This is a genomic window from Bordetella genomosp. 5 (genome assembly GCF_002261475.1).
GTDB lineage: Bacteria > Pseudomonadota > Gammaproteobacteria > Burkholderiales > Burkholderiaceae_B > Bordetella.
The window spans coordinates 190059-212154 of the sequence record NZ_NEVN01000009.1; the positions used below are offsets into that span (position 1 = coordinate 190059).

The following is a 22096-nucleotide window of genomic DNA, read 5'->3' on the forward strand; positions in this document are numbered from 1 at the left end:
GCTCCGTCCTAGCGAATCTTGTAGAACAGGTCGAACACGGCGATCGTGAAGTTGTACAGCTCGCCACTGATCCAGCGCGCCGTCAGCAGCAGCGTGGCGAACACGGCGATCAGCTTCACCGCGAACGACAGCGTCTGCTCCTGGATCTGCGTGAGCGCCTGGAACAGGGAAAAGAGCGTACCCACGATGGCCGCCACCGCGATCGGCGGCAGCGACAGCCAGAGCACCAGGTACAGCGCCTGGGTCATGTAGGAGACGAGATCGACGGTGCCCATTATGCGTACGACAGCACGAGGCCCTGAATCAGGCGGGTCCAGCCGTCGACCATGACGAACAGGAACAGCTTCAGGGGCATGGAAATCGTCACCGGCGAGACCATCATCATCCCCATGGCCAGCAGGATGTTCGAGACGATCAGGTCGATGATGACGAACGGCAGATACAGCAGAAAGCCGATCTGGAACGCGGCGGTGAGCTCGGACAGCAGGAACGCCGGAATCAGCACCAGCAGGTCGTCTTCCTTGAGATTGCGGGCCTGCTCCTCGCCCCACAGGGTGCGCGCCGTACGCACGAAGAAATCACGCTGCTCGGCGCGGCTGTTCTTCAACATGAATCCGCGCAACGGTTCCGCGCCGCGAGCCACGGCATCCAGAATGCCGGTGAGCCGGTCGTCGCCGTCGGCCGCGGTGGCCGCGGCGGGCGTGGCATTGTCGAGATGCAGCCTGCCGCCCCGTTCGGGCGCCGCGGTCTCGGGCACGGGCGCGGCGGGCGCCGACTGCGCCTGGCCCGCGCCCACCGCGCGCAGCTCGGTGCTCATCTGCATCACCACCGGCCCCATCACGTAGGCCGACAGGATCAGGGCGAGACCGTACAGGGCGATGTTGGGCGGAACCTGCTGCACGCCCAGCGCGTTGCGCACCAGCGTGAGCACGACCGCGATCTTCAGGAACGAGGTGGTCATCACCGCCGCCAGCGGCACCAGCGCGAGCAGCGCCAGGACGACGGCCAGGCTGATGGGATCGTACGAGCTCATGCGGCGGCCGATCCCAGGGTGGCGATCACCACGCCGATGCGCTCGTCGATCTGCACCAGATTGCCGGTCCCGACGAGCGCGCCGTTGGCGCGAATCATCACCGGGCCGTCGGCCAGTGGCCGTTGCAGATCGAAGGTGGCGCCCACCTGCAGCGACTGCAGCTGGGCCAGGGTCACGCTGCGTTCGCCCAGGTCGAAGGTGAGCGTGACGGGAATGTCGGCCACGGCCAGCGGCGCGGCGCTGGGTTGCGCCTCGGGCTGCGGGGCGGCGTCGGCGGGGGTATCGGTCATGAGGGAGGTCCAGCCTTGGGTCACGATGTAGGTTGAAGCGTCGGCGCGCACGCGCAGGCCCTGGCCCTGTCCGGCGGACAACCAGAGCTCGCCCTGCTCGCTCACGCGGTAATGGTCGAGCAGGAGCACGTCGCGGGCTTGCAGCGTGCCGAGCTCGGCGGCCGTGAGGGTCACGGCGCCGATTTCGGCGCGCACGCGCACGGGCAGCGTGTCGAGCGCCAGGCCGTTGGCGGGCGCCGCGCGCTGAGCCAGCAGGCCGGCGAGCAGCATCAGGCCAAGATCGTCGGCGGCCAGGCGGGCGTAGATCACGTCGCCGCTGCCCTGCGCGCGGGCGCTCAGCGTCCAGACATGGGACAGCGGCGGCAGCTCGGCACCCGCCACGCCGACGCGCGCGGGTCCGGCGGGCGACAGGCCGGCCACGCTGGCCTGGATGTCGGCGAGCAGCGATTCCAGCGCCAGCGCGGCCAGCGCATCGCTCAGGGGTGCGGGTTCGAGTTCGGGATGACGCGCGGCCAGCCAGGCGGTGGGCGCGCTGCGCGGCAGGCTCAGATGCAGGCGCGCGCCGGCCCATTCGATCTCGGCGCCGTAGGCGTCGGCGGCCAGCAGCCCGGGCGCGACGCCGGGCGTCAGGCTGATCTGCCAGGCGGCGGGCACGCCTTCGTGCTGGCCCAGGATCACGTCGAGGCTGGCGGCGTGGCGCGCCACCAGATCCAGCGCGCGTGCCTCGTTGCCCGACAGGCGCGGCAGACGCGCGGCGATCTGCACCGGGCTCGCGCCGGCCACGGACATCTCCAGGCTTGCGGTCATGCTGGAAGCGGATTCGGAAGAAAGTTTCACAGGGTGCTCGGTTGCGCGGCGCCGGCGTCAGGCTCGGCGCGCGTCTCGGTCAGGCAGGGGTCTTCGGGATCATCGGTGCTGACGCGCACCAGCGTGGCGCGCGACAGGCTGGCGGCCAGTTCGGCGGCCAGCGCCGCGGCGCCCTCGTTCATACGCTCACGGGTGGACTCCACCGCGCAGACGAACGCGGCGACCGCGCGGCCGCCCTCTTCGAATACGGACACGGTCAGCCCGGGCAGCCGCTCGTCATCGAGCGTGACGCGCACCTCGCGCCTGCCCTGCGCCCCGTCGTCGACCAGCAGCTGCCGGGCAGCGGCGCTCAGGTGTTCGCACAAGGCGCTCGCCAGCGCGCTCGCGCGGGCCTGGACGGCGGCATCGGTCTGCGGCGCGGCGGCGAACAGGCCGAACGCCCCCGTCGGCGTCGCGGGGGCCGGGGCGCTTTTCTGTGCGTCGCCCGCGTCCTGCGCGAGTGCCCGCTCGAAAGCCTGGCGGTCGCCCTGGCTGGCTTCACGCCGCGTGCCCGTGCCGCTGTCCGACTGGTTCAGGTCGGGCATGCCCTGCGCGATGGCGGTATCCAGGCTGATGCGTCGATCGATGCTCATGCGGGCTCGTACTCCTCGTGCTGCTCCCAGTCGTCGCGATCGCGCGCGACGCTGGCGGCCTCTTCCATCTCCATGTCTTCCTTGCGCTCGGCTTCTTTCATCTGCGCGTCGAAATGCAGCCGCGCCAGCTCGACGAATTTTTCGCTCAGGCGGCTGGCCTGCCGGTGCTCGTCGCGGCGCTCGCCCAGCGCCTGTTCTTCGCGGCGGGTGGTCTCGCGCGCGCTCTCGAGCGACTGCTCGTGCTGGCGCTCGCCTTCCCGCAGTCCGGCCACGTCCTGCAGCACGGCCTCGATATCGCGCACGCGCACCGTGCGCCGGCACAGGTCGCCGTACAGCTCGCGCTCGTGCGTCTCGGCCCAGTCGCGGAACGCCACCAGACGCGCCTCGGCCTGGACCTCGCCGGCCTGGGCGTCGTGGTGGACCTGGCGCTGGCGCGCCACGGCGAGCTCGGCCTGGCCTTCGCGAAAGCGCTTGATCGCCAGCAGTTCGTCGAACACGCTCATGCGGTCCCCACGATCTGCTGCATGCGCGCGAGCGCCTCGGCCAGCGTGGTGCGCTCGTCGGTGCGCTGACGCAGGAACGTATTGATGGCGTCGATCCGGTCGATCGCTTCGTCAGTGACCTTGTCGCCGCCGCGCTTGTACTCGCCGATCTTCACGAGCAGCTCGACCTCCTGGTACTTGGCCATCAGTTCGCGCAGGCGGCCGGCCATGCGTTTGTGTTCGGGCGAGATCACCGCGTTCATCACGCGGCTGGCCGAGGCCAGCACGTCGATGGCGGGATAGTGGTTGGCCGCGCCCAGGCGGCGCGACAGCACGATGTGGCCATCGAGAATCGAACGCGTCTCGTCGGCGATGGGCTCGGTCATGTCGTCGCCCTCGACCAGCACCGTGTAGAGCGCCGTGATCGAACCATGCTGGTTCATGCCGGCACGCTCCATCAGCTTGGGCAGCGTGGCGAAGACCGAAGGGGGATACCCGCGGCGGGTCGGCGGCTCGCCGGCGGCCAGGCCGATCTCGCGCTGCGCCCGGGCAAAGCGCGTGACCGAGTCCATCAGGAACAGCACGCGCTTGCCCTGATCGCGGAAGTACTCGGCGATGGCGGTGGCTACGTAGGCGGCCTTGGCGCGCTCCATCGACGACTTGTCGCTGGTGGCGCAGACGATCACGCTCTTGCGCCGGCCCTCGGGGCCGAGCTCGTGCTCGAGAAACTCGCGCACTTCGCGGCCGCGCTCGCCGATCAGCGCCACCACGGTCACATCCACGTCGGCGCCCTTCACCAGCATGCCCATCAGCGTGGACTTGCCGCCGCCGGCCGCGGCGAAGATGCCCATGCGCTGACCTTCGCCGCAGGTGAGCACGCCGTCGAGCGCCCGCACGCCCAGCTCCAGCGGGTCGGCGATGATGCGGCGCGTGAGCGGATCGGGCGCTTCGGCGAACACCGGATAGAACTTCTTGGCCTCGAGCGGACCCAGCTCGGCCTCGTCGAGCGGACGGCCCAGGCCGTCGAGCACGCGGCCCAGCAGGCCGGGACCGACCGGCACCATGTGGGCGCGGCCGGTCGGGATGACCTCGGTCGCCGACGAAATGCCGTACATGTCGCCGATGGGCGTCAGCAGTGCCGCGTCGCGCGCGAAGCCGACCACCTCGCCCTTCATCTCGAAATCCTCGCCGGGATTGCGCAGGATGCAGACCTCGCCCACTTTGACCGTGGGCACGACGGCCTTGATGATGGTGCCCACCACCTGGGTCACGCGGCCCTTGATGCGCAGGGTGGGCGTGTCCTGCAGGGCCACCTCCATCATTTCGGTGATGTAGTCGAACTGACGCATGCCCCGCCCCTAGACCCGGCTGCCCAGCGTGCGCTGGAACGCGGTGCGCAGCGCCTGGATCTGGTTCTCGAGGCTGGCCTCGACCATGCCGATCTCGCTCTCGAGAATGCAGGCGCCGCGCGCGAGGCGGCCGTCGGCCAGGATGTCGAGGTAGCCCACGCCCGGATAGGCGGCGAGCAGATCGTTGATGTGGCCGCGCACGGTCTCGACTTCGTCGGGATGCAGGCGCAGCGTCATCTGTTTCTGATTGCGCACCACGGCGAGCGCGTTGCGCACCACGATCATGACCTTTTCGCGGTCGTCGAAGCCATCGATGACCTTGCGCACGGACGCCATGACCAGATCGACCATCTCGTTCTCGACGCCGGCGAAATATTCGATGGTGCGGCCGACGGTCTCGATCATCCGTTCGGCCTGCCCCATCAGCGCCTCTTCCTTGCCATCGGCGTAGCCGCGTTCACGCTCGGCCTCGAAGGCGGCCTGGGCCTGCGCCATGATGGCATCGGCCTGCTCGCGCGCGTGCGCCACGAGCGCGTCGGCCTGCAGCAGCGCGGCATGATCCGCGGCCCGCAGGATACGCGCGGCGGGATCGATACGCGGGGCGGCGGACGGCGTCAGGCCAGCGCGGGGAAGGAGGAAACCCATGTCGGTTCAGCGTATTTGAGGACGTCGAGCGCCAGCGCCAGCGCGGCCGGCGCCGCGAGCGGCGCGGCCACCGCGGCGGCGGCGGGCAATTTGAGTTCGGCGCGCAGCGCCAGTTCGGGGCCGGCGCCGGTGAGCGCCTGCCATGCGGTGGCACGGCCGAGCGCGTCGACGGACTGCACGGTCTGCGCGAGCGGCCAGGTGCCGGCCTCGGCGAGCGCGGCTTGCGTGAAGCGCCCGCCCCGCGCGAGTTCGAGCACGTCGGGGCCGAGCGCGGCCATCACTTCGCGCACTTCGGCGCCGGCGATCATCCGGCGCAGACGCGCGCCGCACAGCGCCGCGCCGATCAGACGCAGCGTGCGCGCCAGCCGCTCCGGCGGCAGCAGGGCCAGGGCCAGCTCGGGGCGCGTGCCATCGAGCACCGGCCGTTCGGCCAGGCCCAGGCGGGCCAGGATCTGGCCCGACCAGAGGCGGTGCCAGGCGGCCTCCATGCCGGCGGGCGCACGCGCACCCGGCGGCGCATGCTCGGCATGGCGGCTCGGGTGCAGGGTGCGGCTCGGCAGCTGGTTGAATTCCAGCAGCGGCGCGCTGAACAGCGCGACGCTCATGCCGCGCCGCCCGCGGTACCGGGTTCGTGGCGAGGCTTGCGCGCGGTCGCGGCCGGACCACGGCGCAGCAGCACCCAGATCAGCGCACCGCCGAGGCCGGCCACCAATACGGCCAGCACGGCGAGCGCCGCCCACAGCCCGGTGGCGGGCACCGACACCGGCGCGTCGGCCGCGCTGGTCATGGCGGGCTGGGCCGACACCAACGCGATCGACACGCGGTCTTCGGTGAGACCCGGGATCGCGTGGGTCACCAGCTTGCGGATCTGCGGCTGCAGCGCGTCGAGGTTGTAACCCGTCTGATGCTTGATGAAGACCGCCGCGGTCGAGGGCGTGGTGTTCTCGCCCACGCCGCCCCGCTCCGGCAGCACCACGTGCACGCGCGCGGCCAGCACGCCGTCCATCTGCGACAGCGTGTTGGTGAGCTCCTGCGAGAGGGCATAGATATAGCGGGCGCGCTCTTCGAGCGGCGAGGACACCAGCCCTTCCTTGCGGAAGATCTGGCCCATGCCGTCGAAGCGTTCGCGCGGCAGACCCCGCGAACGCAGGATGTCGAGCGCGCGCGCGACCTGGGCGCTATCCACCGACACCGCGACACCGGCCTTGGTGACGCTCTTTTCGGCGCGGATGCCCGAGTCGAGCAGGACCGACAGCAGCTCGTTGGCCTCGCTTTCGCTGGCGGCGGAAAACAGCTCGACGCGCGAGCCGCAGGCGGCCAGCAAGGCGATCAACAGCGCCGCCGCCAGAAAGCGCAGGCGGGTCCAGGAAAGCGGAAACAGCGAAGACACAGCTTGCATTAGGACATCCTGACCAGCGTATCGATGTTCTGGGTGGTGCGGGACACCGCCTTGCCCACGAGTTCGTATTGCACCGACACCTGCAGCAACTCGCCCTGCAGCCGCATCATGTCGGAGAGCGAGCTTTGGGCGCCCAGGCGATCGAGGTTGCCCGCGATGCCCTGCCACTTCTGCGAAAACTCGGCCGTGGTCGATTGCAGGCCCGAGAGAATCTGGCTGCCCAGCGTGGCCGGGCCGGTGGCCTGAACGGGCGCCGCGAAGGCGGCCTGCAGCGCGGCGTGCACGCCGGTCGGGGCGGCCACGTCGACGTCGGGCGCGCCCATCACGCGGGCGAAGCGTTCGGTGGCCTCGGCCCCCGGTTGCACCGTCGGCGTCTTGAGCGTGTCGAGGGCCGGCGAGAGCGCGGCGGAAAGCGCGGAGATGTCCATGGAAGTCCTAGCGAGTCATGGATTCGGAAGCGCCGTCGGCGGATGCGTCCGCCTCCGGCGTGATGCCCAGCAGGGCCTGTGCGAGCGAGGCGGCCTCGCCGGTGCCTCGGGCGCAGACCTGCAGCAGACGCAGGCTCTCGGCATTGCGGCCGGCCAGTTGCAGCGCGAAACCACGCCAGGCCGCCAGCAGCACGGCTTCGTCGCCATGCGCGCCCACCAGCACCGCCTCGCCCTGTTCGAGCACGGTCACGGCCTCGGGCGCGCGGCCGGCATTCAGGCGCGCCACCGCCAGCCCGAGCCAGGGGTAGGCCCGCGCGGGACGTATGGTACGCAGCGCCTGGAAGATGGCATCCGCGCGCTGGACGTCACCGCGGCCCGCGGCCAGAAAGCCCACCTCGGTGAGCATGCGCGCCTCGTCCGCATCAAGCACAAAAGCCGCCTCGGGGGAGGCGGCCGTGTCGGGCAGGGTTGCCGGACTATCGTTCATGCGAAACCCTCCTCATGCGTGCGCCTCGCGGCCCAGCGCGGCCAGCAACATCTGGGCACGCGGAGCGAGACCGGCATGAGCCGGGTCTTGGCTGGCCGCCGCCAGCACCTGCTCGAGCGACTGGCGCGCTTCGTCGGCGTGGGCCAGCGCGAGCTGGCATTCGGCCACGCGCAGCGTCGCCTCGGGCGCCACCGGAAACAGCGTGCCCACGAGCGAGTAGATGCGGATGGCTTCGTCGTAGCGCGCCTGCATCTGCAGGCACAGCGCCAGGCCCGACAGGTAGTGCTTGCGGGTCGGACCGTACTGCGACAGGAAGGCGAACAGCGGCAGGGCCTGCGCGTACTGGCCCTGCGCCACGTGCGCGTAGGCCAGCGCGTAGATCACCTCGAGCTGTTCGGCGCTCAGCCGCTGGCTGCCGGGCAGGCTGTCCAGTCCGTCGAAAAGCGCCTGGCCGAAGGCCGTGCGGGAGACGGGGGAAGTCGATGTCGTCACGTTCAATACTCCGTTGTGCGCGCGGTTCAAACCATCGCGCGCTTGCCGATGTTGGCGGTGATCTGGGTCATGCTGTCGGCGGCGCCGGCGATCATCTTGCTGACCAGCTGCATCGCCTCGTCCATCGCCTGGATCACTTCCTTGATCTTTTCGCGGTCCTCTTCCATCGAGGCCTGCAGCTTGGTCATCATGGCCTCGAGCGCCTTGCGGTCGGCCAGCACCTGGTCGGCCGCCTCCTGCGCCTTGGCGCTCTGGATCGACTCCGCGCCCGTGGCGATGCCGCCCGCGCCCTTGGCCACGGCCGCGGCGCCCTGCGCCACCTGACCGGCCGTCTTGGCGGTATCCGCGACGGTGCGCATGGTCTGCGAGGTGATGTTGCCGGCGACATTGGCCGCGGTGGACACGGTGCCCGCGCCGAACGAGGCCACCGCCATCACCACGCCCACGGTGATGGTGGCCGCCAGGCCGATCGCCATCGCGATGTAGCCCGCCGTCTGCGGATCGGCGCCGGCGACGGTCGCGATGGCGCCCGCCATCTTGCCCAGCGCGCCGGGCTCGACCAGGATCGCGCCGGTCATGACCATCGACGCGCCCGCCACGATGTTGCCGATCCGTTCGGCCAGCTCGGGCTCCACGCCGAACGCCTGCAGCAGCTTGCTGACCGCCTGCGTGACCATGTTGCTGATGCTGATCTCGGGACCGCCCACCTCGGTGGATATCTGCGTCGCCAGCAGCGAGACGGCCCCGGTGACCGCGATGGCGGCCAGCGCGATCATGGCGGGGCCAGCCGCGCCGCCCGTCACGGCCGTTGCCGCCACGGCCGCCACCACCATCAGCGCGGCCGCGATGGCCGCCACGATGGCGCCGATCCAGCCGAAGATCTTGCCGAGCAGGCCGCCCTTGTTGGCCTCCTTGCTCTTCTGGATCCATTCGTCGATCTTGCGCGACTGCTCTTCGTTGTTCTTGGCCTGCTCGATGCGGTTATTCTCGACGTTTTCCTTGGCGCTGCGCAGTTGCGCTTCCTGCGTCTTGCTCTGCAGGTTACGCAGCAGGTCGACCATCTCGGACGCGGAAAACTCTTTGGTCGGCGCGGCGATCGCCGGCTTGCCGTTGGCGTTGCTCACGCCATCGCCGCCCGCGCCACGCAGCTGCGCCATGTCGGCCGCCCATTGCGAGGCCAGCGCGCTCAGATCGATACCGCCGGCCGCGCGCATCGCGGCCGTCGCCATGTCGGCGCCTGCCTGGCTCGGCTGGTCCAGCCCGGGGGGCAGCCCGGGGGTACCGGTGTTGCGGATATCCATGGAATGGCTCCCCGGGGCTCAGACTCTGCTCGCGATGCCGCGATTGGTCTCGACGCGGCTCTGCTCCATCGCGCTGAGCTTCTCGCGCACGTCGCGGATCACGTCCATCATCTGCTGCATCAGGTCGTTGGCCTGTTGCACGCCAGACTCGAACACCTTGGCGGACGCTTCCAGCTCCGCGCGCTCGGCATCCTTGGCGCCGGCGGCGCGATCGAAGCCGGCCTGCGCCATGCTGCCGATGCCGCCCGCGATGCCGCTGGCGCCCTGCCCCAGGCCCGACGCATTGGCGGCGAAGCCGTCCAGGCCGGTCTGAAACTTCGTCTGCGCCGCCGTCAACGGGCTGGAGGTCGTCGTCATGTTGACCGACTTGAGCGAGGCGCCGACCGCGCCGGCACCCGCCGCGACCTGCATCGCCCCACCGATGATCTGGAATGCCCCCGCGACCATCGCGCCCTTGAAGCGTTCGGCGGCGGCGTCGCGGCTCGCGTCCGCGGCGGACATCAGGGTCTGCACCTGGGCATCCATCGCCGCCGCGCGGTCGGCGCGGGCGCTGTTGCGCTGCTCCTGCGCGAGCTTCTGGAACAGCGTCATCATCGCGTAGATGTCGGCCTGGACGTTCTGCTCCAGGCTACCCAGCGCCTTGGCCGCATCGGACGGGCTGCCCGCGCTGATCGACGGCGGCGTGAGGCCCATGGACAGCAGCTTGTCGCCCACGACGCCCTTGGCGATGAGCTGTGCGGCGTCGAGCTGCTTGACGCCGGCGGGCGGCGCAGCGGCCGAGCCGGTATCGAACGGGTTCAGCAGGGCGGGATTCAAGCCCGCGGCGGTGTTCAGGTTGATCATGCTTTTTTCTCCTTGGCGCCCCGGGCGGCCAGCGCGTCGCGCAGGGCTTGCGCACGCTCGGCCAGCACGGCGTGGGTGTCCGGCTTGCACATGGCCAGGGCCAGGTCGCAGGACTGCAGGGCCGCATCGAGCTGGCCCATGTCGGTCAGGCATTGCGCGGCGTAGAACACCGGCGCCGGCTCGAGCGGGTCGAGCAGCGTGGCGGCCATGTATTGCTGCAACGCGTCGGCATGCTTGCCCAGGGCCTGGGCGGTGGCGCCCAGGGCCACCAGGTAGCGATGCTCGGTGTGATTCAGGGCGACCAGGTACGACAGCACCTTGAGCGCATCCGGATAACGGCCCTTCTCATACAGACCGTAGCCCAGGCTGTAGAGCGCCTCGCACTCGTCGGCCGTGATGCCGCTGAGCTGGCCCAGCGAGCCGCCGGCGGCCAGTTGCGCCACGATCTGGTCGTGCAGCGCGCCGTACTCCTCGCTGCTGATGTCGGGGGATGCGCTCATGGGTGTCGCTCCAGAAGTCCGGGTCAGACCATCGCGCGCGGACGCTTCACCCCGCCGCTGGCGCGCGGTTCGCTGCGCTGGCGGGCGTAGTTGGCTTCCTGCTCGACTTCGCGCTCGATGTCTTCCATGTCCTGGCGGTACAGCTTTTCGGCTTCGGCGCGCTGCGCCTCGCTCAGGGGCTGGACGGCCAGCACTTCGCGCACCTTGGCGGGGTCCAGGCCCAGCCGGCGCAGGCGCTCGTCGGAATCCTCGATTGCGCGCTGGCAGTTGCGCACCACTTCGTCGGCGCGCTCGATCAGCGCCTGGATGTTCAGTTCTTGTTGGTTGTCGGCCATGGCCGTACTCCGGAATCAGGTAGAGATTTAAATTCGAGGAAGGAACGGCTCAACGCATGTTGCCGATGATGGAGCTGCGGCTGTCCTGCATCTTCTTGACGAAGTTGCTCATGACGTCGAAGGCTTCATTGCGCTTGTTGCTCAGGCTCTGCAGACGCAGCATGTCCATCTGCTGAGAATTGCTGGCGCTATCGATCTCGGACTTGATCGAATTGATCATCTTCTCCAGCGCCTCGCGGGTGGGCAGGCTCGAGATCTGGCTGGCCGACACGGCGTGGTCCTTGCCGATCTCGCCGCTCACGCCCACGGGCGAGGTGTCGCGCTCCAGGCTGTGCGAGTGCGACGCGAACTTCGCGGCCAGGGCGCGGTTCTCCGGCGTGTCGCTCACGCGGTCGTCCGGCTTGGGATCCTTGCTCGGCAGCGCCGCTTTCATGCCGTTGAGCGCGGCCTGCATGTCGTTGAGCGAGGCCGTGAGCTGATTGCGGTTCTTCACTTCCTGGATCTGGTCGTTCAGGCTCTTGTCCAGCAGACTGACGCGCTGGCTCTGCACCATCATCAGGGCGGTCTCGAGGTCCATGCTGGACAGATCGACCAAGTTGATGCCACCGACGTTGCTGGTGTTGACGTTCATGTTCAAGACGGGCTCCCTGGCCGGCATGGCCGGCGTCGAACGAAAGAATGTTGAAACTGGTGAGTGAGTAACGGCCGGGCGAGTTCGGTTCCGTGGCGCCGCGGCAAAATTCACCGCGGGTCGGGCACCGGCGCCGGGCGCAGCCGATACCCCGTCAGCGCATGTTTCCGACGATCGAACTGCGGTTGTCCTGCATCTTCTTGATGAAATTGGTCATCACGTCGAAGGCCTCGTTGCGCTTGTTGCTCAGGCTTTGCAGACGCAGCATGTCCATCTGCTGGGAGTTGCTCAGGCTGTCGATGGCGTTCTTGTTGTCGGCGATCGCGTCGTTATTTGTCTTGATCGTGGCGGTATTTGTCTTGATGCTCTCTTCCATGCCGGCGATCTTCGCGCCCAGCTGGTCGATGAAGCTCTGCACCACCCAGCCCTTGGCATCCATGGTGTGGTTGCCGTCGACGTTGCGCGGCGCGTTGTCGCCGCCCGGGATGTCCAGGCCGGCCGCCTTGATCTGGTCCAGCGTCTTGAACGACAGATCGCCGTTGTCGCCCTGGCCGAACGACAGGCCGTACCAGCCGTTGGGATCCGGGCACTTGCTGGCCGCCAGGCGGTCGGCCAGATCCTTGTACTCGGCGATCTTGGCCGTCATGTCGACGTTGGCCGATTCCATGTCCGTGTTGGCATTGCGCAGGGCGGCGCTCTTCTCGTTGAGCCCGGCGATGTCCTGATTGCGCTGATTGACCGCGTCCATCTGGCTGCGCAGCGTCGAGTCCAGCAGCTGGGTACGCTGCTGCTGCACCTGCATCAGCGCGGTTTCCAGGTCCATGGAGGACAGGTCGATGGACTGGATGCCGGCGGTATTGATGCCATTGATGCTCATGGGTTTCTTCCTCGGGAAAGTGCGCCGGACCCTCGCCTGGCGCATGCCCCGTTCGTAACGGCGCCGCGGCGTTTGGTTCCACCGCCCGCGTCAAAATAATTTTGCGCATGCGATGGAACCAAAGCCCGGCCGCGGTTACTACGCACTGGCACCTGCCGGCGTCCCCCGGGTCCGGCGGGCCGCCCAGACGAAAACCATGAATCGAATCGACGCCGGACTGCCGAACCACGGGTTCAACGCCACCACCGCTCACGGAGACGCCGCCTCGGCGCGCCAGCAGGCGGGCATGATGCTGGGCGAAAAGACCGTGACGCTGGCCGGCGAGGTCTCGCTGGCCGATGGCGCCGAAGAGCTCAGCCTGCACATGGCCGAGAAGACCGAGGACAAGCACCACGCCGAGCGCAAGGTGAAGTCCGACCGGCCCCTGCAGTTGCTCGATACGCAGGAGATCGTCGAGTTCCTCGACGACACGCACGACGCCGATGCCCATGAAAAGCTGGTTGAGCTGACCAAAAAGCTGCTGTCCGGCCAGGCCTCGCCCCGCCAGGGCGCCGCCCAGGCATTTGGGGACGTATCGCAGCAGTATCTCGGCCTGCAGTACGCGTTGCGCGAGGGAGAACGCCAGGGCGCGGACCCCGCGGCACTGGAAGCGATCCGCGACGCGCTGGCCGATCTGGAAATCGAACGCGGCCCGGAAATCCGGGCGGGGCTGAATGCCCTGAAGAGCGCCGGCCAGTTCGCGGCCGACCCGGCCGGCGTGGCGCGCTTCCAGCAGACCTACCGCGACGTGGTGCTGGGTGAGACCACGCTGTCCAAGACGCTGGCCCTGGCGCTCGAGCGCTTCGGCGACGCCGATCTGGGCCGCGGCCTCAAGCAGCTGATCGCCGCGCTCGGCCACGATCTCGCCGCCGCCCGGCCGTCCACCGACACCGGCCGGCTGCAGGTGCTGGTCAGCGACCTCTATCACCTCGAAGTGGCGGCCACCGTGCTCCATGGCTGCGCCGACCTCGGCGCCCGCCTGTCGTCCCGCCACGGCACCGGCCTGGATGCCCCTCGCCTGATGCGCGACCTGATCGGCATCACCGGCGAGCGCTGGGTGAGCGACTCGCGCTTCACCGCGCTGGCCAGCCAGCAGAACGTCACCGCGGTCGAAGCACGCGTGGTGTTTCTGGCCGGCGTGAAGAGCATGGTCAAAGACCTGCCGACCCAGATTTTTCCCGACGCCGATGTGCGTCACAGCATTCTGAGTGCCGCTCAGCAAGCCCTGGACGTGGCCATCGACGAGGAAGACGCATGAACAACGCCGATCAGGCCCTCGCCGCGCTGGGTCAGGAATGGGGCTTCGGCCCGCTGGCGCTCGACGAGCGCGGGTCGCTCGCCCTGCAGGCGGAATCTGGCCGACGCGTGGGCATCGAACGCACCACCGGCGGCCTGGCCGTGTACGTGGCGGCCCCGGTCGAGTACGACGCCGGTGCGCTGCTGCTGCGCGCCTTCAAGCGGGCCCACCACACCCGCCATGAAGGCTGGCCGGTCCAGGTGGCGCTGCGCAATCAGGGGCACCGGCATTGGCTGCTCGCCCTGACCCGCTACGACGAAGACGCCGTGGCGCCGGCCGGACTGCACGCCGGCGTCGACTATCTGAACCGCTGGCTCGACGCCGTGCGCGACTCGGCCTACTGACAGGCGGACACCGACCATGAACGACTTGAGAATCGGCGGCTTCGCGCTCGATCGCGGCATCGAAGGCATCAGCTACGCCGGCCGCGACAGCGGCAACGCGCATCTGCCCGACCGTCAGGACCTCACGCCGGCGGCCGACGGCATGCGGCCGCAGCTCGAAGCGCTGCTCGACAAACCGGGCATGGACCGCAGCCTCGACCAGGCGCTGCGGCCGGCGCTCAACCATCGCGACCTGCTGATGCCGGCCCGCTTCGCACAGCTGCTGGGCGAAACCCAGACCCTGCTGTCGGAGGCGGCCGACCAGGCCGCCGCGCAGGGCGACGACGCCGCCCGCACGCTGAACCGCGCCGTGCGCCTGCTGCGCGAGGAATCGGGTCTGCGCGACCTCGTCGGCATGTATCGCAGCGCTCTGTACCAAGGATGACCGCCATCGCTTCCGCCCTGAACGACACGCACGCCGAGATGCTGAGCCTGCTCGCCAGCATCTATATGGAGAACAACCGCCCCGAGAAGGCGGCGGTGCTGCTGGCGGCGCTCGACACCCTGGGCCTGGCCCAGCCGCGTCAGCGCGTGGCGCTGGCGCTGGCGCAACTGCGCGCCGGCAAGCCCGCCGATGCACAGGCCACTCTCGAGCGCGTGGCCATGAGCGGCGCCATCGACGGCGCCTTTCATCTGGTGCGCGCCCAGGTGCTGACCGTGCTGGAGCGTCCGCAGGAAGCGGGCGCGGCGATGCGCGCCTATGTGGCGCTGCGCGGCGCGACCACCCCCACACCCGTTACCGCCTGACCCTGATGCACGCCCTCAATCGCATTGTCGCCCTCGCGACCAGCCGCAACGACATCGTCCTGGCGATCCTGATCGTCTCGATCATCTTCATGATGATCCTGCCTCTGCCCACGACCCTGGTGGACGTGCTGATCGGCGCCAACATGACGATCTCGGCCGTCCTGCTGATGGTCGCCATGTACCTGCCGTCGCCGCTGGCGTTCTCGTCGTTTCCGTCGGTACTGCTGGTCACGACGCTGTTCCGGCTCGGCATCTCGATCGCCACGACCCGCCTGATCCTGCTGCAGGGCGACGCCGGCCACATCATCGAGACCTTCGGCAACTTCGTGGTCGGCGGCAATCTCGTCGTTGGCCTGGTCGTGTTCCTGATCCTGACCATCGTGCAGTTCGTCGTGATCACCAAAGGCGCGGAGCGCGTGGCCGAAGTGGCGGCGCGGTTCTCGCTCGACGCCATGCCGGGCAAGCAGATGTCGATCGACGCCGACCTGCGCGCCGGCACCATCGACATGGACGAGGCGCGCCGCCGCCGCAACATCGTCGAGAAAGAAAGCCAACTTTATGGCGCGATGGACGGCGCCATGAAATTCGTGAAGGGCGACGCGATCGCCGGCCTCATCATCGTCGCGGTGAACCTGCTCGGCGGCATGCTGATCGGCACGATGCAGCGCGGCCTGAGCGCCGGCGAGGCCGTGCAGGTGTACTCGATCCTGTCGATCGGCGACGGCCTGATCTCGCAGATCCCGGCGCTGTTCATCGCCATCTGCGCCGGCATCATCGTGACCCGAGTGCAGACCGGCGACGGCCCCTCCAACGTGGGCAAGGACATCGGCAATCAGGTGCTGGCTCAGCCGCGCGCGCTGCTCATCGCGGCCGCGATCGCCGTGGGCATGGGCCTGATCCCCGGCATGCCCACCTTCACCTTCCTGGCGCTCGCCGCCGTGGTCGGCACCATCGGCTTCGTGCTGATCCGCGGCTCGCGCAAGGTGGTGGACGAAAAGACGGGCGAGATCACCGAGATCCCGGCGCTGGCCGCCGACGGCCAACCCGCCGTGAGCAAGCCCCGCAACGACGGCAGCGCGGAGTTCGCGCCCACCCTGCCGCTCATGATCGACGTGGCGGCGGGCCTGCAACGCCACTTCAATCCCGACGAGCTGAACGAAGAGTTGCTCAAGATCCGGCGCGCGCTCTACTTCGACCTCGGCGTGCCGTTCCCCGGCATCCAGCTGCGTTTCAACGAAGTGCTGCCCGAGCAGACCTACAACATCCTGCTGTCGGAGGTGCCCGTGTCGCAGGGCCGGCTGCGCCCGGGGCATGTCCTGGCGCGCGACAGCGAGCAGAATCTCCAGGCCCTGCAGGTGGCGTTCGACCCCGACAAGCGTTTCCTGCCGGACGTGCCGACGCTGTGGGTGGCCGTCGAACAGGTGCCGACGCTCGCGGCCGCCGGCATCCCGTATCTCGATGCGCACCAGATCCTCACCTGGCACCTGGCCTTCGTGCTCAAGAAGTATTCGTCGGACTTCATCGGCATCCAGGAGACGCGATTCCTGCTCTCCGCGATGGAAGACCGCTATCCCGATCTGGTCAAGGAAGCGCTGCGCGTGATGCCGGTGCAGAAGGTGGCCGAGATCATGCAGCGCCTGGTGTCCGAAGACATCTCGGTGCGCAATCTGCGGGCCGTGCTGGAAGCCCTGATCGAGTGGGGCCAGAAAGAAAAAGACTCGGTGCTGCTGACCGAATACGTGCGCGTCTCGCTCAAGCGGCACATCAGCTACAAGTATTCCAGCGGTCAGAACATCCTGCCCGCCTACCTGCTCGCCCCGAATGTCGAAGAAACCGTGCGCGGCGCGATCCGCCAGACGTCCGCCGGCAGCTATCTCGCGCTGGACCCGAACGTGTCCAAGCGCCTGCTCGAAAACATCAAGCGCACGGTCGGCGACCTGACGGCCGCGGCGCGCAAGCCCGTGCTGCTCACGTCGATGGACATCCGCCGCTACCTGCGCAAGATGATCGAACAGGATCTGTACGACCTGCCCGTTCTCTCCTATCAGGAGCTGACGCAGGAAATCAACGTGCAGCCGCTCGCGCGGGTGGACCTGTGAGACCCGGAGCCCCCCTCCCATGAGCGCGAATCCGAACGACATGCTGGAACTGCGCGTGCTCTCCGGCCTGCACCGGGATGCGCGCTGCGACGCGCGCGATGGCGCGGTGCTGGGCGCCGATCCGGATTGCGACATCGTGCTGGCCGACGCCGGGGTGGCCCCGCAGGCCGCACGGCTGCGTCTGGGCGCGCGGGGTTGGTCCATGCAGGCGCAGGACGCCATGGGCACGCCGGCCGAACCCGACACACCGTTCAACCAGCCGCTGCCGCTGGGCCCGCTGTGGATCACCGTGGCCCGCCGCGCCGATCCCTGGGCCGTGCTGCCCGCGGCGGCCAACGATGCGGACGGATCGTCGCTCGTGGGTGCGGTGTCGACCGGGACCGCCCAGGACGGGGCCGCGCTGGAGGGCGCCGCCCAGGAGGGCGCGTCGGCCTCGGCCGCCACTGCATCGGCCGCCGCTGCCTCGGCCGCCGCGGCACGAACCGGCCCCGCCGCGCCGCGCCCGCCGCTGCCGGCCGCCGCCCCGCGCAACCGCGAAACCTGGCCCATGTGGGTCGGCATCGGCGCGGTCGTGCTGACCATTCTCGTGGCGATCGCCATGGCCTGGTGGCTGCCCGCCGAGCCCAAGGCGCCGCCCCGTCCGGACCCGCGGCTCGCGGCCGAGCAGTCGATGAGCCAGATATCCGCCGCGATCGAACGGCTCGGCCTGGCCTCGAGGCTGCATGTGGCCATGTCGCGCGACGGCACCGTGCGCGTGTCGGGCTGGGTGCGCAATCGCGCCGAACAGGAACGCGTGGCCGCCGCGATGACCCAGATCTGGCCCATGCCGGCCTTGCAGGTCAGCGCCGAAGACGAAGCCCTGCAGACCGCCGCCAATGCGCTGCGCGGATTCAGCGTGCGCTACGCGCCGCGCTACGACGGCGACGGCCGGCTCAGCGTGCAGGGCATCGCCGGCAGCGCCCGCGAACGCGCCAGCGCGCTCGACGCGGTGCGCGCGCAGCTGCCGGGCATGACGGTGCTCGGCAACGACATCCGGCTCGCCCCGGATGTCGCGCAGGCGTTTTCGAAGGAGCTGGTCGACGCCGGCCTGAGCGGCATCGGCCTGGCCTGGCAAGGCGACCGGCTCGAAGCGGCCGCGGCCGGCCTGGACGACGACCAGATGGCCTTGCTGCAGACCGTGATGGCGCGCTTCAACACCACGCACCTGGGTGTGGTCGCCCTGGCCGGACCGGGCGAGCGCCAGTTCGCCGACTCGGTGCCGTTCGACATCCGCAGCATCGTGGGCGGCCCGCAGCCGTTCATCGTGCTGGGCGACGGCAGCAAGCTGCTGGTGGGCGGCACCTACCGTCAATACCGCCTCACCGCGATCGAACCCAAGCGCATTATTTTTGAAGGGCCCAGGCCCGCCATCGTGGTACGTTAGCGTGCCGCCGAACCCCGCCGGAGAACCGCCAGCATGAGCTCGCACACCGCCCTCACCGATCTCGAATCCCGTCTTGCCGCGCCCGATGGCGCCGTGCAGCGCGATGCGATGATGGCGCGCACCCAGGGCCTGGCCAGGCGCCTGCGCGCCGAGCTCGACGCCGGCCTGTCACGCGCCGACTTCGCCGCCTACAGCGCCGTGGCCGCGGCGGCCGACGCCGCGACCGCCGTGCTCGCCGACTACCCCCTGTCCCCGGAGCGCGGCGGCGACGCCAGCGCGCCCGCCAACGCTTTCCCCTCTTTTTCGCCTCGCTAAGGAGCGCACGCCATGGCCATCAGCGGTCTGTCCGGTTCGTCCGGCCTGAACTTCAACACGATCAACGACACGCTCTATCAGGGCATCCGCAGCCAGGAAACCCAGCTGCGTTCCACCCTGTCCACGCTCGGCACCAACGCCGACGGCACGGTCAATCAGGCCGACCTGCTGGCGATGCAGCAGCAGGTGCAACAGTGGACGATGATGATCGATATCCAGAGCACGATCACCAAGCAGGTGGCCGACTCGCTCAAGGGTGTGATTCAGAAATCCAGCTGATGCGTGCGCGGCCGCGACGGCCGCGTGCTCATACCGACTGGAAGAACATCGGCGCCGGCATGCGCGACGCCGGTGCGGCCTCGCGCGCGAGCCGTTCGTTCCAGCGGTCGGCCTGGTCGAGCAGGGCTTCGACCGCGGCCATCAGCGCGCTGGGCGCGCACTCGACATACGGCAGCGCCAGCTGGATATGCGGTTTGCCGTCGGGGCCGACGCACAGCACCGCGCCCCGGCCGGCCTGCATGAAATTGGCTTTCGCCATCAATTCGGTCTGCGCCGCATCCGCACTGGACGGACCCAGCAGGCACGAGAGCAGCACCTGTCCACGCGCGCCCATGCTGATGAGGCGCAACACATGCCGCCCGTCGAACACGAGCTGGCACACCCCTTCGGCCGACGGTTGCAGACCGCCCATGCCGAGGCTGGAGCCAAATTCGGAGACTATCCGCGCGAAGGTCGGATCAGGCATGGGATTGGACGTGGCTTAGGCCGTTCCGAGAGGGAACCGGCCAGACGGAAACAGGGTGCGATATTACCCCGCCTGGGTGCGAACTCCCCAGCGCTGGATGCAACCGATACATATTTTTGAGGAATCTTGCGCAATTTTGACAGGACTAGCGCGAAGTGAGGTCAAGAAATTGCAAAGATCGCGCCTCCATATCCGTGTAATCCCGTAGGCGCTCACGCCATCGGGCCACGCCAGGGTCGGTAAGATCGACGGCGGTGCACAGGCACCGCAATCAAACCAATAAGCCCACCCTGGGCAGGAGCAGTGGAAGATGACGACAGTCGGAATGGCAGGCATCGGCCTCATGGGCCACGGAATTGCCAGCAATCTCGTCAAGCACGGCCACAAGCTGACCGTGCTGGAACACCCGGGCAATCAGCCCATCGCCGATCTGCTGGCAGGTGGCGCGACCACCTGCACCGACGGCGCGACGCTGGCGGCCCGATCCGACGTCATCATCCTCTGCGTGACCGGCAGCCCGCAGGTCGAGGCCGTCCTGCTCGGGCCCGGCGGCGTGCTCGAAGGGCTGCGCCCGGGCACGGTCGTGATCGATTGCTCGACCGCGATTCCCTCGTCCACGCTCAAGGTCGCCGACGCCGTGCAGGCGCGCGGTGGCCGATTCCTCGATGCGCCCATGACCCGCACGCCCAAAGAGGCGGCGGAAGGCCGGCTCAATCTGCTGGTCGGCGCAGACGCGGCGCTGTTCGAGGAATGCAAGCCGCTCTTGTCGGCGTTCGCCGAGAACATCACGCACGCCGGCCCGGTCGGCGCCGGCCACCGCATGAAGCTGCTGCACAACTATGTGTCGCTCGGACTGATCGCGCTGATTTCGGAGGCCGCGGCCTGCGCCGGGCGTGCCGACATCGATCCGGCCGTGTTCGCCGAAGTGCTGACCAAGGGCGGCGGCGGTGGCGTGGCGCTCGAACGCCTCAAGCCCTATCTGCTGTCGCAGGACACGTCGTCGCTGCGCTTCTTCATGTCGAACGCCCGCAAGGATCTCGACTACTACAACACCATGGCCGCCGAGACGGGCGCGGTGCGCGACATCGGCGCGGCCGTGCTCGGCACGTTCGAGCAGGCGGTCGAACAGGGCGGTCCGGATCGCTACGTGCCGGAGCTCGTCAGCCTGCTGACCGAGCGCCCCGCGCACTGATCCACACAACGGGGCGGCAGCGCGCCGCCCCGGTCGTTCATGCGCGCGCCAGCACGGTGCCGCGCTCGGGCAGCCGCAGCGAGATCAACGCGGCCGCCACCAGCAGCGCGCCCGCCATGCCGAACGCGATCCAGTGCGTGCCGAACACGTCGAAGGCCCAGCCGCCGAGCCAGGAGCTCAGCGTGCCGCCGACCTGATGGCCGAGATAAGTGAGGCCATACAGCACGCCCACCAGCTTCACGCCATAGACGTCGGCCAGGATTGCCGACGACAGCGCGATGCTGCCGGCCCACACGATGCCGCCCACCGCCGCGGCCGTGTAAAGCTCCCAGTGCGCGCCCACCATCACCAGCGCGAAAAAGCCCAGCCCACGCACCAGATAGATCACGGCCAGGATGTTGCGCCGGGGCAGCACGTCGGACAGGCGGCCCAGCACCAGGGTGCTGAAGATCGCGACCAAGCCGATCAGGCCGATGCCCAGCGCGCTGGTGTGCGCGTCGAAACCGTGGTCCATCAGCATGGGCATGCCGTGCGTGCCGAGCAGGTTCATGCTGAAGCCGCAGGCGAACAGGCCGAGCATGATGCCCCAGAAGGGCGCGGTGCGCAGCGCGCCGCGCACGCCCGCCTGCGCCAGCGGCGCGGCCGGCCGGTTGACGCCGCCCGCGCCGCCGGCGGCGATCTGTTCGGGCAGCAGGTCGGTATGTTGCGGCGCCTGATCGCGGATCACCAGAAACGCCGTGGGCAGGGTGATGAGCGCGAACAGCACGCCGAAGGCGAGCAAGGTCGGGCGCCAGCCCATGAATTCGATCGCGAACGTGAGCGTGGGCGTCATCAGCGCGATGCCGGCCATCGAACCCGTGGAAAGAAAGAAGAGCGCCATGCCGCGCTGACGGGTGAACCAGCGGCTGAGCACCGGCGTGAGCGCCACCGGGCTGGTGAACGCGAGGCCCACCGACAGGCCGATACCGAAGGCCAGCAGAAAGCCGATCAGCGACGTGGCGGTGATGGTCCAGAGCAGCGACAGCACCACGATGACGGTGCCACAGGTCAGGACGAAGCGCGTGCCGCGCACGCTGACGAGATATCCGGCCAGCGGCATCGCCAGGCCGTAGACCAGCATGCCCGCGGCCACGATGCCGGCCAGCTCGCTGCGGCTGAAGCCGAGGTCGTGCGCCATCGGCAGGAAGAACGGACCGATGCCCATGCGCAGGCCGACGGTCAACATCGTGAGAATCGTGGCGGCCGCCACGATGTTCCAACCAAAATACCAGCGCCCGCCCTGTCCGGCGCCTTCTGCTTCCCTGCCCACGGCTGTCTCCTCGGGA

General features: G+C 69.0%; 29 protein-coding genes. 9 read left to right on the top strand and 20 right to left on the bottom strand.

Annotation, left to right across the window (positions count from 1 at the left end):
- Window positions 1–8: 8 nt before the first annotated feature.
- The 18 genes from sctS to CEK29_RS17350 all read right to left on the bottom strand — a co-directional run bounded on the left by sctS (window position 9) and on the right by CEK29_RS17350 (window position 12531).
- Window positions 9–275, bottom strand: coding sequence for a type III secretion system export apparatus subunit SctS (gene sctS, locus CEK29_RS17265; RefSeq protein ID WP_094802484.1), 267 nt, complete (start codon window positions 273–275; stop codon window positions 9–11).
- A complete protein-coding gene (locus CEK29_RS17270; RefSeq protein ID WP_094858809.1) occupies window positions 275–1033 on the bottom strand; it encodes an EscR/YscR/HrcR family type III secretion system export apparatus protein in 759 nt (252 codons plus the stop codon). Before CEK29_RS17270 ends, sctS begins: the two co-directional genes overlap by 1 nt.
- A complete protein-coding gene (sctQ, locus tag CEK29_RS17275; RefSeq protein WP_249279136.1) occupies window positions 1030–2160 on the bottom strand; it encodes a type III secretion system cytoplasmic ring protein SctQ in 1131 nt (376 codons plus the stop codon). Before sctQ ends, CEK29_RS17270 begins: the two co-directional genes overlap by 4 nt.
- Complete coding sequence (locus tag CEK29_RS17280; RefSeq protein WP_094858810.1) at window positions 2157–2762, bottom strand: hypothetical protein; 606 nt, start codon at window positions 2760–2762, stop codon at window positions 2157–2159. The genes sctQ and CEK29_RS17280 overlap by 4 nt, the downstream gene beginning before the upstream one ends.
- Complete coding sequence (gene sctO, locus CEK29_RS17285; RefSeq protein WP_094802490.1) at window positions 2759–3265, bottom strand: type III secretion system stalk subunit SctO; 507 nt, start codon at window positions 3263–3265, stop codon at window positions 2759–2761. Before sctO ends, CEK29_RS17280 begins: the two co-directional genes overlap by 4 nt.
- Window positions 3262–4593 (bottom strand): type III secretion system ATPase SctN, encoded by a 1332-nt coding sequence (gene sctN, locus CEK29_RS17290; protein WP_094802492.1) that lies wholly within the window; start codon window positions 4591–4593, stop codon window positions 3262–3264. The genes sctO and sctN overlap by 4 nt, the downstream gene beginning before the upstream one ends.
- A 9-nt stretch (window positions 4594–4602) precedes the next feature.
- On the bottom strand, window positions 4603–5238 hold the full coding sequence (locus tag CEK29_RS17295) for an HrpE/YscL family type III secretion apparatus protein (RefSeq protein WP_094802494.1): 636 nt from the start codon (window positions 5236–5238) through the stop codon (window positions 4603–4605).
- Window positions 5208–5843, bottom strand: coding sequence for a SctK family type III secretion system sorting platform protein (locus CEK29_RS17300; RefSeq protein ID WP_094802496.1), 636 nt, complete (start codon window positions 5841–5843; stop codon window positions 5208–5210). The genes CEK29_RS17295 and CEK29_RS17300 overlap by 31 nt, the downstream gene beginning before the upstream one ends.
- Window positions 5840–6637 carry a type III secretion system inner membrane ring lipoprotein SctJ gene (sctJ, locus tag CEK29_RS17305; protein ID WP_094802498.1) on the bottom strand — a complete coding sequence of 266 codons (798 nt, stop codon included), beginning with the start codon at window positions 6635–6637 and terminating at the stop codon, window positions 5840–5842. Before sctJ ends, CEK29_RS17300 begins: the two co-directional genes overlap by 4 nt.
- A complete protein-coding gene (gene sctI, locus CEK29_RS17310; protein WP_094802500.1) occupies window positions 6637–7065 on the bottom strand; it encodes a type III secretion system inner rod subunit SctI in 429 nt (142 codons plus the stop codon). The genes sctJ and sctI overlap by 1 nt, the downstream gene beginning before the upstream one ends.
- A 7-nt stretch (window positions 7066–7072) precedes the next feature.
- On the bottom strand, window positions 7073–7552 hold the full coding sequence (locus tag CEK29_RS17315) for a hypothetical protein (protein ID WP_255176183.1): 480 nt from the start codon (window positions 7550–7552) through the stop codon (window positions 7073–7075).
- A gap of 12 nt (window positions 7553–7564) precedes the next feature.
- Window positions 7565–8044, bottom strand: a complete 480-nt coding sequence (locus tag CEK29_RS17320) for a SycD/LcrH family type III secretion system chaperone (protein WP_255176184.1) — start codon at window positions 8042–8044, stop codon at window positions 7565–7567.
- Between the two features lie 26 nt (window positions 8045–8070).
- Window positions 8071–9345 (bottom strand): type III secretion system translocon subunit SctE, encoded by a 1275-nt coding sequence (sctE, locus tag CEK29_RS17325; protein ID WP_094802502.1) that lies wholly within the window; start codon window positions 9343–9345, stop codon window positions 8071–8073.
- Window positions 9346–9363: 18 nt separating this feature from the next.
- Entirely contained in the window at window positions 9364–10188 is an 825-nt protein-coding gene (sctB, locus tag CEK29_RS17330; RefSeq protein ID WP_094858811.1) for a type III secretion system translocon subunit SctB, read from the bottom strand.
- Window positions 10185–10688 carry a SycD/LcrH family type III secretion system chaperone gene (locus CEK29_RS17335; protein ID WP_094802506.1) on the bottom strand — a complete coding sequence of 168 codons (504 nt, stop codon included), beginning with the start codon at window positions 10686–10688 and terminating at the stop codon, window positions 10185–10187. The genes sctB and CEK29_RS17335 overlap by 4 nt, the downstream gene beginning before the upstream one ends.
- A gap of 23 nt (window positions 10689–10711) precedes the next feature.
- Window positions 10712–11023, bottom strand: a complete 312-nt coding sequence (locus CEK29_RS17340; protein WP_094858812.1) for a hypothetical protein — start codon at window positions 11021–11023, stop codon at window positions 10712–10714.
- Window positions 11024–11072: 49 nt separating this feature from the next.
- Entirely contained in the window at window positions 11073–11654 is a 582-nt protein-coding gene (locus CEK29_RS17345) for a hypothetical protein (protein ID WP_094802510.1), read from the bottom strand.
- Window positions 11655–11808: 154 nt separating this feature from the next.
- The gene (locus CEK29_RS17350) at window positions 11809–12531 is read right to left on the bottom strand and encodes a hypothetical protein (RefSeq protein ID WP_255176199.1); all 723 of its coding nucleotides are present in this window, start codon (window positions 12529–12531) and stop codon (window positions 11809–11811) included.
- Window positions 12532–12727: 196 nt separating this feature from the next.
- On the opposite strand from CEK29_RS17350, the gene sctW reads away from it, so the two are divergent.
- From sctW to CEK29_RS17390, 8 genes are read left to right on the top strand one after another with little or no spacing between them, the layout of a single operon-like run.
- Window positions 12728–13828 carry a type III secretion system gatekeeper subunit SctW gene (gene sctW / locus CEK29_RS17355; protein ID WP_094858814.1) on the top strand — a complete coding sequence of 367 codons (1101 nt, stop codon included), beginning with the start codon at window positions 12728–12730 and terminating at the stop codon, window positions 13826–13828.
- Entirely contained in the window at window positions 13825–14211 is a 387-nt protein-coding gene (locus CEK29_RS17360; protein ID WP_094858815.1) for a hypothetical protein, read from the top strand. The genes sctW and CEK29_RS17360 overlap by 4 nt, the downstream gene beginning before the upstream one ends.
- A gap of 16 nt (window positions 14212–14227) precedes the next feature.
- The gene (locus CEK29_RS17365) at window positions 14228–14635 is read left to right on the top strand and encodes a hypothetical protein (RefSeq protein WP_094802516.1); all 408 of its coding nucleotides are present in this window, start codon (window positions 14228–14230) and stop codon (window positions 14633–14635) included.
- On the top strand, window positions 14632–14997 hold the full coding sequence (locus tag CEK29_RS17370; RefSeq protein WP_094802518.1) for a tetratricopeptide repeat protein: 366 nt from the start codon (window positions 14632–14634) through the stop codon (window positions 14995–14997). The genes CEK29_RS17365 and CEK29_RS17370 overlap by 4 nt, the downstream gene beginning before the upstream one ends.
- Before the next feature lie 5 nt (window positions 14998–15002).
- Complete coding sequence (sctV, locus tag CEK29_RS17375) at window positions 15003–17096, top strand: type III secretion system export apparatus subunit SctV (protein ID WP_094802520.1); 2094 nt, start codon at window positions 15003–15005, stop codon at window positions 17094–17096.
- 19 nt (window positions 17097–17115) lie between these two features.
- Window positions 17116–18519, top strand: a complete 1404-nt coding sequence (gene sctD, locus CEK29_RS17380) for a type III secretion system inner membrane ring subunit SctD (protein ID WP_094858816.1) — start codon at window positions 17116–17118, stop codon at window positions 18517–18519.
- Window positions 18520–18552: 33 nt separating this feature from the next.
- On the top strand, window positions 18553–18834 hold the full coding sequence (locus CEK29_RS23945; RefSeq protein ID WP_094802524.1) for a hypothetical protein: 282 nt from the start codon (window positions 18553–18555) through the stop codon (window positions 18832–18834).
- A gap of 12 nt (window positions 18835–18846) precedes the next feature.
- Window positions 18847–19113 carry an EscF/YscF/HrpA family type III secretion system needle major subunit gene (locus CEK29_RS17390; RefSeq protein WP_094802526.1) on the top strand — a complete coding sequence of 89 codons (267 nt, stop codon included), beginning with the start codon at window positions 18847–18849 and terminating at the stop codon, window positions 19111–19113.
- Between the two features lie 28 nt (window positions 19114–19141).
- On the opposite strand, the gene CEK29_RS17395 is transcribed toward CEK29_RS17390, so the two are convergent.
- On the bottom strand, window positions 19142–19579 hold the full coding sequence (locus tag CEK29_RS17395) for a type III secretion system chaperone (protein WP_094858817.1): 438 nt from the start codon (window positions 19577–19579) through the stop codon (window positions 19142–19144).
- A 310-nt stretch (window positions 19580–19889) separates the two neighbouring features.
- Here CEK29_RS17395 and CEK29_RS17400 point away from each other — a divergent pair, with 310 nt between their 5' ends.
- Window positions 19890–20771, top strand: coding sequence for an NAD(P)-dependent oxidoreductase (locus tag CEK29_RS17400; protein ID WP_094858818.1), 882 nt, complete (start codon window positions 19890–19892; stop codon window positions 20769–20771).
- A 37-nt stretch (window positions 20772–20808) separates the two neighbouring features.
- On the opposite strand, the gene CEK29_RS17405 is transcribed toward CEK29_RS17400, so the two are convergent.
- Complete coding sequence (locus CEK29_RS17405) at window positions 20809–22080, bottom strand: MFS transporter (RefSeq protein ID WP_255176185.1); 1272 nt, start codon at window positions 22078–22080, stop codon at window positions 20809–20811.
- Between the last annotated feature and the right edge of the window lie 16 nt (window positions 22081–22096).